At 55.8% G+C, this 11,410-nt stretch carries 13 protein-coding genes; 6 read left to right on the top strand and 7 right to left on the bottom strand.

The features are described from left to right. Positions 1-50: 50 nt before the first annotated feature. From motA to PFY00_RS01210, 6 genes are all read left to right on the top strand, one after another. The gene (gene motA / locus PFY00_RS01235; protein ID WP_271430700.1) at positions 51-920 is read left to right on the top strand and encodes a flagellar motor stator protein MotA; all 870 of its coding nucleotides are present in this window, start codon (positions 51-53) and stop codon (positions 918-920) included. Beyond that, entirely contained in the window at positions 917-3,127 is a 2,211-nt protein-coding gene (locus PFY00_RS01230; protein ID WP_271430699.1) for a hypothetical protein, read from the top strand. The genes motA and PFY00_RS01230 overlap by 4 nt, the downstream gene beginning before the upstream one ends. A gap of 179 nt (positions 3,128-3,306) precedes the next feature. Further along, the gene (gene flhA / locus PFY00_RS01225) at positions 3,307-5,385 is read left to right on the top strand and encodes a flagellar biosynthesis protein FlhA (protein WP_271430698.1); all 2,079 of its coding nucleotides are present in this window, start codon (positions 3,307-3,309) and stop codon (positions 5,383-5,385) included. Further along, positions 5,382-6,149 carry a flagellar biosynthetic protein FliR gene (locus PFY00_RS01220; RefSeq protein WP_271430697.1) on the top strand — a complete coding sequence of 256 codons (768 nt, stop codon included), beginning with the start codon at positions 5,382-5,384 and terminating at the stop codon, positions 6,147-6,149. Before flhA ends, PFY00_RS01220 begins: the two co-directional genes overlap by 4 nt. A 6-nt stretch (positions 6,150-6,155) precedes the next feature. Next, complete coding sequence (locus tag PFY00_RS01215; RefSeq protein ID WP_271430696.1) at positions 6,156-7,247, top strand: EscU/YscU/HrcU family type III secretion system export apparatus switch protein; 1,092 nt, start codon at positions 6,156-6,158, stop codon at positions 7,245-7,247. Continuing rightward, entirely contained in the window at positions 7,244-7,669 is a 426-nt protein-coding gene (locus PFY00_RS01210; RefSeq protein ID WP_271430695.1) for a hypothetical protein, read from the top strand. The genes PFY00_RS01215 and PFY00_RS01210 overlap by 4 nt, the downstream gene beginning before the upstream one ends. 24 nt (positions 7,670-7,693) lie before the next feature. Here the strand turns inward: PFY00_RS01210 and PFY00_RS01205 are convergent, their stop codons facing one another. The 7 genes from PFY00_RS01205 to fliE are packed head-to-tail and all read right to left on the bottom strand — an operon-like array spanning position 7,694 to position 11,408. Beyond that, positions 7,694-8,167 carry a flagellar basal body-associated protein FliL gene (locus tag PFY00_RS01205; RefSeq protein WP_271430694.1) on the bottom strand — a complete coding sequence of 158 codons (474 nt, stop codon included), beginning with the start codon at positions 8,165-8,167 and terminating at the stop codon, positions 7,694-7,696. 8 nt (positions 8,168-8,175) lie between these two features. Continuing rightward, positions 8,176-8,916: a flagellar basal body L-ring protein FlgH gene (flgH, locus tag PFY00_RS01200; protein WP_271430693.1), complete on the bottom strand. Its 741-nt coding sequence runs from the start codon at positions 8,914-8,916 to the stop codon at positions 8,176-8,178. Continuing rightward, entirely contained in the window at positions 8,913-9,329 is a 417-nt protein-coding gene (gene flgA / locus PFY00_RS01195; RefSeq protein ID WP_271430692.1) for a flagellar basal body P-ring formation chaperone FlgA, read from the bottom strand. The genes flgH and flgA overlap by 4 nt, the downstream gene beginning before the upstream one ends. Next, entirely contained in the window at positions 9,329-10,114 is a 786-nt protein-coding gene (gene flgG / locus PFY00_RS01190) for a flagellar basal-body rod protein FlgG (protein WP_271430691.1), read from the bottom strand. Before flgG ends, flgA begins: the two co-directional genes overlap by 1 nt. Before the next feature lie 12 nt (positions 10,115-10,126). Further along, positions 10,127-10,840 (bottom strand): flagellar hook-basal body complex protein, encoded by a 714-nt coding sequence (locus PFY00_RS01185; protein ID WP_271430690.1) that lies wholly within the window; start codon positions 10,838-10,840, stop codon positions 10,127-10,129. A 1-nt stretch (position 10,841) separates the two neighbouring features. Further along, on the bottom strand, positions 10,842-11,111 hold the full coding sequence (locus tag PFY00_RS01180) for a flagellar biosynthetic protein FliQ (RefSeq protein WP_271430689.1): 270 nt from the start codon (positions 11,109-11,111) through the stop codon (positions 10,842-10,844). A 3-nt stretch (positions 11,112-11,114) separates the two neighbouring features. Beyond that, positions 11,115-11,408, bottom strand: coding sequence for a flagellar hook-basal body complex protein FliE (gene fliE / locus PFY00_RS01175; RefSeq protein ID WP_271430688.1), 294 nt, complete (start codon positions 11,406-11,408; stop codon positions 11,115-11,117). Positions 11,409-11,410: the final 2 nt, after the last annotated feature.

The following is an 11,410-nucleotide window of genomic DNA, read 5'->3' as shown; positions in this document are numbered from 1 at the left end:
TCTTAAGGACTGTCAGACACTCTCATGAGTGCAAATTCAGGAGTTTTTGAATGCTTGGTATCATTGGCATCGCTGTTATCTTCGTCATGGTCTTTGGCGGCTATATTCTGGCTGGTGGCAAGATGGGTATCATCCTCAAGGCACTGCCGTTCGAGTTTATGATGATCGGCGGCGCGGCCGCTGGCGCGTTTCTTCTAGGCAACGACTCCAGCGGCGCCAAACACACGCTGAAAGACATCGGCAAGGTTTTTAAAGGTCCAAAGTGGAAGCCTGAAGATTATCGTGATTTGCTGTGTCTGCTATTTGAACTGGTTCGCCTCGCCCGGCAGAGTCCGGTTGCCGTGGAAGAGCATATTGAAAACCCCGAAGAGTCGTCGATCTTTGGGAAATATCCCAAGATTTCCGCCGACAAATATGCCGTTGAGCTTATTTGCGACACGCTGCGTACAATGTCGATGAACTATGACGATCCGCATCAGGTGGAAGAGGTTTTGGACAATCGTCTGGAGGCTATGGAACATCATGCCATGCACTCCAGCCATGCGCTGCAAACGACGGCAGATGCCTTGCCTGCCCTTGGCATTGTCGCGGCTGTCCTTGGGGTGATCAAAACCATGAGCTCGATCGATCAACCGCCCGAGGTCTTGGGCAAGCTGATTGGTGGTGCGCTTGTTGGTACTTTCCTGGGCGTCTTTCTTGCCTACGGTTTGGTCGGCCCCATGGCAGGCAAGGTTAAGTCGGTTGTTGAAGAAGACATGCATTTCTACAACCTGATCCGGGAAGTGCTGGTTGCAAACCTGCACAATCATGCGACGAACATCTGCATAGAAGTTGGTCGACAAAACACCCCCTCGCATGTTCGGCCCAGCTTTGGCGACCTTGAGGAATCGCTCAAGTCCGTCAAGCAGGAGGCGGCATGATAAGGGCTCTGTTGATTGGCCTGATCGCGGTTTTTTCAACGGCGGCAAAGGCGCAGGAAATCACAGTTCGTTCGGGCGAGCATGGCAGTTTTACCAGACTGGTATTTGACATTCCGGCAGGACTGGCTTGGTCATCGAAAACTGCACCGGATCAAAACCGGATCACCGTTGAATTTGAACGGTCCGGTTTATCCTTTGACGTCTCGAAGGTGTTTCAGCGCATCGCACGCACAAGAGTTGCTGACATTAAACCGATTGCGGCGGAGTCCAGTGTTCTGATTGATCTTGGCTGCGCCTGCGAGGCAGAGCTTTTTCTGGCCAGCGCCGTGATGTTGGTCGCGGATATCAAGCCAGCGCGGATCAAGGAACCGGTTGCCACGGGCGATCCAGAGCTGACTGACCTCGCAAAGTCCTTGAGCGCCGTGAACCTTGGGGATGGCCCAGGGATAGGACCGGCGGCGCAAGCTGCACCCTTCTCAACAGAGTTTCTATTGGATGAAAGTGTTCTCGGCTTGCCTGACGAGGAAAAGCCAGCAGAGCGGGCTGAGCACCTGACCTCGGATATCTTGCGGGATGTGGCACAAGCCGCCAATTCAGGCCTGCTGAATGCAACCGTTCAGCAGATAGCACCAGCGCAAGACGCCGCTGTTGATGAAGGCGCAGTGTTAAAACCTTCTGAGACGCTCGATCCGCCTGAGCCGCAACCGCAAGTATCCTTGCAGGATATTCAGAAGCAGATGGATACCGATGGGCGGGTTTCGATCGGTGGATTGGCCTGCGTCGCAGACCAAGAGCTGAACATAGGCGGCTGGTCAGAGGAAGAAGATGTGGCTCTTGCTTTGGCAAATGGACGCGCTGATCTGTTTCAGGAATTTGATCGTGTTTCCCCAAAGGCGATCACTGGACTGGCCAGAACTATGCTGCACTTCGGGATGGGGGCTGAAACCCGCGCGATCCTTGCGATATCACCAGACGAGCCACCTGCGCTGTTGGTTGCATTGTCTCATATCGTCGACGGAGAACCAGACCCTGAGAAATTTTTTGGCCGCCAAATCGAATGTGCGGGGCGGGCTGGGCTCTGGGCTATACTAGCCACACGGGAACGTTTTGACCCTACAAAGGTAGATCAAAACGCTGTTGCGCGCAGTTTCGAAGAATTGCCGCTACACCTGCGTGAAACGCTGGGTCCCCAATTGGCGAAGCGGTACTCGGACATCGGTGAAACCTCAGCGGCACAGGATATACTACGACGGCTTGAACGGTCGCTGGGCGGGCCGAATGACAAAACGGTTTTCGCTCAGGCGGAAATTGCCTTGGCCGAAGGAGATCACGAAAAAGCGCACAAGGAGTTTGTGAACTTGGCGGACAGCACGAGTCGGCAAGCGCCGGACGCCTTGATTGCCGCACTTGAGATCACCCAGGAACAACATGCCGAAGTGACGGATGATTTGGTGGATTTGTCCGCGGCCTTTGCATCCGAACTGGAAAACGCGCAGCAAGGTCCCAAGTTATGGCAGGCACACATTCGCGCGTTGCTTGCAAGTGGTCAGACCAACCAGGCGATAGAGGTTTTTCTGGATCCTCCTGAAAACGCTGAGCGGGAAAAACGTGTATCAGCCGATGAAGTGGCGCGCGCCGCGATCTCAGATACCAGCGACGCGGTTTTTCTGGAACTCGCCCTGGGGAGATTGATCCCGACATCCGAAACGGATCAGGTGCGCATTGTTCATGACACTGCCGAACGGTTGCTGTCGCTTGGAATTGCAGATCAGGCGTTGAGCGAATTGAGACGGTTGACCAATGCGCAGGCAACACCAGACACGATTCTTTTGAAAGCGCGGGCCATGCTTGATCTGGGCCAGCCAACCGAAGCTGAGATTCTACTGATAGGTCGACAGGATCACGATGCAAAGCGCCTGCGCGCCAAAGCCCGTGCTGCAATGGGCGACTACACCCATGCCAGCGCTCTTTTCGCGGAAATCGGTGAGACTGCGATGCAAGAAAAAATCGCCCGTATGGCGGGTGCATGGTCAGATCTGTCTGCGTCGCACACTGAACTTTCCCAAGCCGCAGCTTTGATATCCAAGCCGCCTGTTTCGGTCGATGAAAGCGCCATCACTCTTGCACAGGCCCAAAATCTGTCACGCGAAAGCGCCTCGGCGCGCGAAATTTTGCGCGACCTACTGGCTTCGACCGAAATCGATTGATCGTTGTTACCTAAAATTAAACCGGTTGCGGATACTCAGAGTAAGTGACCGGTCGTCTACGGCCAAGGCACTGGGTTGGCCGCATTTCCAGCGCCAGCGTATGGCTTGGTTTGGAGCTATCGGGACACGCAGTATGCGCCTGATCTTTGGCGAACCTCAGACTTTCGCGGACCTCTAAAATGAACTTTGACGCCAAGGCTCTTTTCCAACCGACCATATTGCTGGCACTGGTGCTGATGGCGATCATTGTCATGATGATCCTGCCCATGCCCCCGTGGGTTCTCGATATCGGACTGGCAGCTTCCTTCGGTTTGGCGATCCTGATCTTTACGGTCACCTTGTTTATCGAGCGCCCATTGGACTTTTCGGCCTTTCCGACCATTTTGCTGGCCTCGTTGATGCTGCGGCTGTCACTGAACGTCAGTTCGACCAAGTTGATCATCGGAGAAGGTCATTCCGGCACCCATGCAGCGGGTGAGGTGATTGAGGGGTTTGCCAATTTTGTCATGGGCGGGAGCGTGTTTCTCGGGTTGGTGGTGTTTGGCGTGCTGATGATCGTGAACTTTGCGGTCATTACCAAAGGCGCAGCGAGAATGGCCGAAGTTTCTGCGCGTTTTGCGCTGGATGCGATGCCGGGAAAACAGCTGGCCATTGATGCAGATATGTCCGCCGGCGCAATCGATCATACCGAAGCAAAGCTTCGCCGTGAACGCGAGCAGCAGGAAACCACTTTCTTTGGTTCGCTTGATGGCGCCTCGAAATTCGTAAAAGGTGACGCGGTCGCAGGGTTGCTCATCACTGGATTGAATCTGGTCATGGGGATCATCATGGGCGTGTTCATGCACGACATGGCGGTCGGCGATGCGATGGAAACCTATGCGATTCTGACGGTGGGCGATGGTTTGGTCTCGCAGATCCCGGCCGTCATCATCTCTATCGCGGCTGGTTTGCTCTTGGCCCGTGGGGGCGCAACCGGAGCCACGGATCTGGCTGTGGCATCTCAGCTGGGGCGTCACCCCGCAGCCTTGGCCACTGTTGCGGTTCTAATGGTTCTATTTGCCTTGGTGCCCGGACTGCCGTTTTTCCCATTTCTGATCGGTGGCATGGTTCTTGGAGGGACCGCATTTTGGATTACACGCAAGTCTGATCAAGCTGACGAGACCAACCAACAGCCGGTGCCAATCGTGCCCGTTGAAAAGCCAATCGGAGATGTGCTGGATCTCGATGACATCCATGTGGAGTTTGCACCTGACCTTGTGAACATGGTGCTTGATCCCGGAACCGGGCTTGATGCCCGGATTACGAACATGCGGACACATGTTGCCAGCCATTTTGGGCTGATTTTGCCGGAGATCAGGCTAACCGATGCCCCGGCTTTGCCGACGGGCACTTATGTGATCCGAATACACGGCGTCGAAATGTCCCGCGGTGAGCTGAATCCCGATCTGGTTCTGGCGCTGGTGCCTGATGACAAGTCGGCGCTTCCAAAGGGGCGAGACGTGACAGAACCGGTATACGGCGCACCGGCCCGCTGGATTCACCCCGAAGATCAGGATCGCGCCGCCCTGACCGGCGTTACAATTGTAAGCCCAACCGAGGTTCTTGCGACCCATCTTCTGGAAGTAATCCGCCGCAATTTCGGCCGGCTTCTGACGCTCAAGGCTCTGCGGCGTCTGTTGGACGAATTGGTTTCCCTGTCCAACGATACGAGAGCTGAGGCCAATCGCAAACTGCTCGATGAATTGATCCCGGATCGTGTGCAGATCGACACATTGCATCGGGTCTTGCGCCTTTTGCTGGACGAACAGGTTTCGATCAGAAACCTTCCTTTGATTCTCGAGGCCATTGCCGAAATGCGGGGACAGCAAACCGCGCCTGAAGCGATCTGTGAGCACGTTCGCCAGCGCCTGAGTTTCCAGTTGGTCGCCGGTATGCGGCGCGAGGATGGAACCATTCCATTGATCCAACTTGCGCCGGAATGGGAGGAAACCTTTGAGGCTTACCAGATCGAAAGCGGCCCGGGCACGCTCGATGTGGCATTGCCGCCTGATCGATTTGAGTTGTTGACCACAGGTCTTGCAGAGCAGGTTGGCGACGCCGGAAATCGCGGTGTTTTCGCAGCTGTTGTGACATCAGCCCGGCGCAGACGCTATGTCCGCACGGTGATGACGGCCAAGGGCATCTCAAACCCTGTCATGTCTTTCGAAGAGATCGGACTTGAAGCGAAACCAACACTGGTCGGAACCGTCGCAGCATGACCGGTCTGCCTCAATTGATTGCAGGTGTGACGGACAACGCCTGGGTTTTTCTGTTGGTCTTTATCCGTGTGGCTGCGGCAATGGCGGTGCTGCCGGCGCTGGGCGAACAGGTTCTCAGCGTCAGGATTCGATTAGCCCTGGCCTTGATGCTCAGCTTGGTGGTGGCACCCACCCAGAGCGCCGCGTTCACGGCGACCACTGCCAACTTGCCAGATTTGGTCTGGGCATTGTTTACGGAAACGGTTTCTGGGCTGTTCATCGGATTGCTGCTGAGATTGTTTATTTTTGCACTGCAAACAGCGGGCGCGATTGCTGCTCAGTCCACCTCCCTGTCACAGCTCATGGGCCAGACAGGTGCCGATCCGCTCCCAGCGATTGGTCACATTTTGACCGTTGCAGCGCTGGCCTTGCTTATGGCGACCGGCTTTCATGTTAAAGCGGCAGCCTACATCATGTTGTCCTATGAATTCTTGCCAGCCTTGTCAGCACCTGACCCTGCTGCGATTGCGCAGATGGGCCGCGATCGGGTCGCGCAAAGTTTTGCGCTGGCGTTCAGTCTCGCGGCTCCGTTTTTTATCCTCTCGGTCCTGTACAACCTGACTTTGGGGGTCATCAACAAAGCGATGCCTCAGCTAATGGTCGCCTTTGTCGGGGCCCCGGTCATCACGTTTGGCTCCATTTTCATGTTGTTTCTATGCGCGCCGGTCATCCTGTCAGTCTGGGTGTCGGCGGTTGATGTGTTTTTGGCTGCGCCCGTTCGGTAGGCAATCATGGCGGATCAGGACGAAAGCGCAGAAAAAAGCCATGAAGCATCACCAAAGAAACTGGAGGACGCCCGAAAGAAAGGTGAAATCCCGCGTGCGCCTGATCTGCTGACTGGATGCGCCTACCTTGGGATGTTTCTGTCTTGCGCGGCAATTGGCGGATGGTCACTGCGCGCGATCGGGGATGGGTTGATGCCCTTGATCGAACAGCCGGACCGGTTGGCCATCCATGCTTTTGGGGAGGGTCGTAAAGGGATCGTCTGGGCGGTGGTTGGGCCAATACTGGCGCCAACACTTCCGTTGTTCGCGTTCTCCGGGCTTGCGGTGTTGCTTTGTCTTTTTGCGACGCGTGGCTTGTTGTTCACCCCGTCAAAGCTGGCGTTCAAACGGTCACGCATTTCCATCATTGAAAACGCAAAGAACAAATTTGGGCGTCGGGGGCTTTTTGAGTTCGCCAAGAGCTTTGTCAAATTGCTGGCTTATTCGATCTGTCTGGCGTTGTTTCTGCGCGCGCAGATGGCCGACATCAGCGCCAGCATCTATCTCGATGCAAATGGCGGTGCCTTGATCATGGTGCAAATGATCCTTCGGTTTTTGATCCTGGTCGTCATTATTGCACTGGTCATCGGCATGATCGACTTCTTCTGGCAGCGGACTGAACATCTTCGCAAGAACAGGATGTCTCAGAAAGAGATGCGCGACGAATTCAAGGAGTCCGATGGGGATCCGATGTTCAAACAACATCGCCGTGCACGTGCACAGCAATTGGCAACGGGCCAGATGATGCAGGATGTGCCGAATGCCGATGTTATCATAGTGAACCCAACGCATTTTGCCGTTGCGCTGACTTGGAGCAGGCAGCCCGGAGAAGCCCCGGTTTGCGTCGCAAAAGGCCAAGATGAGATCGCGTTGAAAATCCGGGAAATCGCAACAGAAGCCGGTGTTCCAATTCATTCTGACCCACCCACGGCGCGCGCCTTGCATGCGACGACTGAAATCGGCGCGCAGATCGCCCCCGAACACTATAAACCGGTCGCGGCTGCGATCCGCTTTGCGCAGGAAATGCGTTTGAAAGCCCGTGGAAAAGGGTGGACATGACGAAGGATCTGGAACAGCTGAGACATGCAACGCGCGTCCTGAAAGAGCAGGCAATGCGGCGATACCGCCAAGCGTTGCAGGAACGGGCGGCGTTGGACAGCGAGTTGGCCGAGATCGATGAAATGCGCAAACTGGGCCAGCGTGAAAATGCCAGTTTGCATGCGCGACAATCAATCGGCGCGGACACGCTATGGAACGGTTGGATGCTGCAAAGACGATTGGAAATCTTGCAAAAGACAGCGCTGTGCCGAGCCAAGGAAGAAGATCGGCGCGATGCGGCCAAACGGGCGTTTTCGAGGGATCTTGCCCTGCAAGAAATCATCCAGGATGCAAAAACCGAACGAGAAAAAGGCGAGGCGCAAAAAGAGGCGGTAAGAACGGATGCACTTGTCCTGATGCAGCGTAGTCTGTTTCGAGACTAATCAGCGTAAAACTCGGATGTTTGACTAACCGTCCTGCCGGGCGATTTCGGTAATCAGGACACCACGCGCGATATCGCCCAGCACGGCCGTTGCGGTTTCCTGCAGCGCATTCCGCAGAATTTCCATGCGATCCGCCTTGGTAAACGACCCGTCGAACCCACCGATGTTCGCATGGTCGAACAACACTTGCAGGAACTCGTCGCGCAGCTTCGGCTCCTGACTGTAAACGGATTGAGATTGGCCGGGCTTTACTTCGATGCTTAGGGACAACACCACAAGCGCGTTGACCCGTTCAGGGCCGACAACGGGGATCACGAATTGATTGTTCAGTTTGACGAACTCAGTGGTGTCGGTCGGCTCTTCTTTGCCCTTTTCGTCTGGTTTTTCGTCAACGACCTGTTCGGATTCCTGCGGTTTATCCGGTTTGAGATACAGACCGGCACCGACGCCAGCGCCGGTGCCCAGTATGGCCAAGAGAATTGGAAAGAGTTTCAGCATCGAGACCTCTAAAACGGCAGAACAGCGTCCAGCACCTGTCTTCCGAGTCTGGGCTGTTGTACGTCTGTAATCTGACCCCGTCCGCCATAGGAAATTCGGGCAGACGCGATCTTGTCATATGTGATTTCATTCTGACGAGAGATGTCTTCCGGGCGCACATAACCGGACACGAACAATTCGCGCATCTCAAAGTTTACGCGGACTTCCTGACTGCCCTCGATGTGCAGAATTCCGTTGGGCAAGGTGTTCAAAACCGTTGCAGCGATGCGCAGTGTCAGTTCTTCGGCGCGTCGCACTGACCCGTCGCCCCGCGACTGGCTTGATCCGTCAATCTGAACCGCATTGTCCAGGCTGGCGCCGTCCGTAATGCCCTGATTGATCCGCTGGGGAATGCCAAAGAGGTTCGGAATGCTCAGATCATCCGACCCGGAACGGGACCGGGCTGTGCTGTTCGAGATTTCCGCCTGTTCATCGATCTCGATCACTACGGTTAGAATGTCGCCGCGCTTTATCGCACGTCTGTCACCCAACAAAGACCGCTGACCACCTGACCACAATGACGCCGAATCCGAAGCTCGCTCTGCTTCGATTATCTGGGGGATGCCCGACGAAATCATGGCGACCTTTTCGGGGTTTTGATCCGGTTCCGAAAACTCGGGTGGTTTTCCGATATGATCGAGACGTGCGCATCCGGCCATGAGCACGACAGCGCCCAAAACCACACCAAACCCATTCATGGAAACCTTCATCGGGTTACCTCCACACTGCCATCAACCGCGATTGTTCCGAACAACACTGTGCGGGAGGAAACGTTCATCACGCGTATGCGTTCCCCCGAGCCGCCACGTCCAAGTGCGCGACCCTCGGTAACGATCCTCAAGCTTCCTGTATCAAAGACCAATTCAACGATCTGATTGCGATCTACTAACGCCGGACGACCGATGCTGCCTTTCATCACGGGCCTGCCCGGATAGAGCGCAACGCGCGCTTCTTGCCCGATCACCACCCCGAGCCGTGTATATGCGCCTTCGGTGACAGAGTGGTCGAGCCTTACATCAGCCGCGGTGATGATCTCGGCGGGTCTGATGGTCCGCGTCGCCAGCACGGTTTCAGCACCACTTTGCCCGGCCAAAAGAACCAGCAGTGCTACGAGCCTGCGCATCAGCGGACTTGGCTCGTGGCGGCGAGCATCTGGTCCGCAGCCGATATGACCTTGGAGTTCAGCTCATAGCCGCGTTGGGCTTCGATCAAATCGGTGATTTCCTTCACCGCATCCACTGAGCTGTCTTCCAGGAACCCTTGTCGCACGGTTCCCAGACCATCCTGCCCGGGTGTCGATTGCAGGGCAGGTCCGGACGCCTCGGTTTCGATGAACAGATTGGATCCAATCGCTTCCAGCCCTTTGGCGTTGGTAAATCCGGCCATGCTGAATTGTCCGAGCAACTGAGCCTCTGCGGCTAAGGCGAAATAGGCATAGACTTCGCCGTCGGCATTAATTGAAATGCTGCGTGCGTCATCCGGAATCACGATTTCCGGTGATACGGGGAATCCTTCGGCGGTGACGATCAGCCCTTCACTGCTTCTTTTGAGAGCGCCGTCGCGGGTGTAGCCAATCTGCCCCGAAGGCAGCGTGACTTCCAAAAACCCGGCTCCTTCGATCGCGATGTCCAGATCACCACCCGTTGCGGACAACGACCCCTGTGCCAATTGCACGGATACCGCAGCGGGCCGGACACCCAACCCCAGTTGAACGCCGGTCGGCAACACGGTGCCGTCAGAAGCGTTCACTGACCCGGGTCGGGCCAATTGCTGGTAGTGCAGGTCGGCAAACTCGGCCCGGCGGGCGTTGTAGCCCGTGGTGCTCATGTTCGCGAGGTTGTTCGAGATCACTTCGACACGCATTTGCTGGGCACTCATGCCCGTAGCGGCGATGGTTAAGGCGCGCATTGTCTGCTCCTGTTATTTTACAAAGGTTTTCACGGCAGTCCGGATGCGTTCGTCTTCTCGTTCCAAAAAGCTTTGGCCGAGTTCGTAGGCGCGCTGCACCTCGATCATTCGGGCAACCTGAAGAATGGTGTTCACGTTTGAGGATTCGACAAACCCCTGCATCACACGCGGCGTATCGACCGGGTCAAAACCCGCGTCCGCGCGGAACAGCAAAGCCCCCTCGCGGATCATATTCTCGGGCTCTGTGGGTCGCACGATGCCGATTTGTCCGATTGGCCGTCCATCTGTGGAAATGGTTCCGTCCCTTCCGATTGCGAGATCAGAGGAGCCCGGCGGCACGAAAACGGGTGCACCGCCAATATCAAGAACCGGATAACCGTCGGCTGTCACAAGGGTCGCTTCGGCATTGGTAGAAAAGGCCCCGGACCGTGTCAGCCGCTGACCCTGGGGGGCCTGAACCAGAAAGAAACCGTCACCTTCGATTGCCAGATCCAGCGCATTTCCGGTTTGTTCCATCGTGCCCTGAACAAAGGACGTGTTTCGAACCCGCCCGGCCGACATCGCAACAGACGCGCCACCATCAGCCCGCTGCACGAATTCTGAAAACAGCAAACCTTCTTGTCGATAGCCTGTGGTGTTTGCATTGGCGATATTGTTCGCGATTATCTGCATCTCTCGCATCAAACCGGATTGACGAGACAACGCCGTGTAGCCAGCAGTTTCCATTTTATCCTCCGGTAATGATGGGGATCAGGTGGTCTTGGAAAAAATCCACGAGTGTCGTGGTCATGAAACCCATCGACATCCAAAACACTGCGACGATGGCGAGAAGTTTGGGAACAAAGGTCAGGGTCATTTCCTGAATTGACGTCAAAGCCTGAAAAAGACCGACCCCGACACCAGCAAGCAAAGCCGCACTCAGGATCGGAACAGAAGTGATCGTAGCGATCCACAACCCCTGCTGCAGGGTGTCAAAGAAGATGGCATTGGTCAGCATTGCCTACACCGGCATCCGCAAAATTTCCTGATAGGCCTCAACGACCTTGTTGCGAACGGCAACGACTGTTTCCACAGCCAGTTCGGACTGGGCCAGCGCCTCGACCAAGGCATGGGGATCCGCACGGCCAGCCATCGCGGCCTGCGCGGTTTGCTCTCCGCCGCGGATCGTTGCTTCGAGTTCTCGTGCGATTTCGGCGAAAGTCGATTTTCCGGGACCGCCCGCTTGTGGAATTGCCTGTACAGCGGGTTTTGTTGCCGAATAGGTCTGTGCGGCAAAGAGTGATCGGACATCCATTC

Origin of the sequence: Thalassococcus lentus (genome assembly GCF_028023555.1) — a bacterium.
GTDB classification, from domain to species: Bacteria; Pseudomonadota; Alphaproteobacteria; order Rhodobacterales; family Rhodobacteraceae; genus Thalassococcus_A; species Thalassococcus_A lentus.
Note: the sequence above shows the minus strand (reverse complement) of the source record. Positions and strands in the feature narration are given on the sequence as shown.

Bases quoted from the DNA above. Each gene is read 5' to 3' on its own strand.
- fliE (WP_271430688.1), bottom strand. From the start codon at position 11,408: ATGGATGTCCGATCACTCTTTGCCGCACAGACCTATTCGGCAACAAAA.
- PFY00_RS01230 (WP_271430699.1), top strand. From the start codon at position 917: ATGATAAGGGCTCTGTTGATTGGCCTGATCGCGGTTTTTTCAACGGCG.
- PFY00_RS01210 (WP_271430695.1), top strand. From the start codon at position 7,244: ATGACGAAGGATCTGGAACAGCTGAGACATGCAACGCGCGTCCTGAAA.
- PFY00_RS01185 (WP_271430690.1), bottom strand. From the start codon at position 10,840: ATGGAAACTGCTGGCTACACGGCGTTGTCTCGTCAATCCGGTTTGATG.
- motA (WP_271430700.1), top strand. From the start codon at position 51: ATGCTTGGTATCATTGGCATCGCTGTTATCTTCGTCATGGTCTTTGGC.
- flgG (WP_271430691.1), bottom strand. From the start codon at position 10,114: ATGCGCGCCTTAACCATCGCCGCTACGGGCATGAGTGCCCAGCAAATG.
- flgH (WP_271430693.1), bottom strand. From the start codon at position 8,916: ATGAAGGTTTCCATGAATGGGTTTGGTGTGGTTTTGGGCGCTGTCGTG.
- PFY00_RS01205 (WP_271430694.1), bottom strand. From the start codon at position 8,167: ATGCTGAAACTCTTTCCAATTCTCTTGGCCATACTGGGCACCGGCGCT.
- PFY00_RS01180 (WP_271430689.1), bottom strand. From the start codon at position 11,111: ATGCTGACCAATGCCATCTTCTTTGACACCCTGCAGCAGGGGTTGTGG.
- flgA (WP_271430692.1), bottom strand. From the start codon at position 9,329: ATGCGCAGGCTCGTAGCACTGCTGGTTCTTTTGGCCGGGCAAAGTGGT.
- PFY00_RS01220 (WP_271430697.1), top strand. From the start codon at position 5,382: ATGACCGGTCTGCCTCAATTGATTGCAGGTGTGACGGACAACGCCTGG.
- PFY00_RS01215 (WP_271430696.1), top strand. From the start codon at position 6,156: ATGGCGGATCAGGACGAAAGCGCAGAAAAAAGCCATGAAGCATCACCA.
- flhA (WP_271430698.1), top strand. From the start codon at position 3,307: ATGAACTTTGACGCCAAGGCTCTTTTCCAACCGACCATATTGCTGGCA.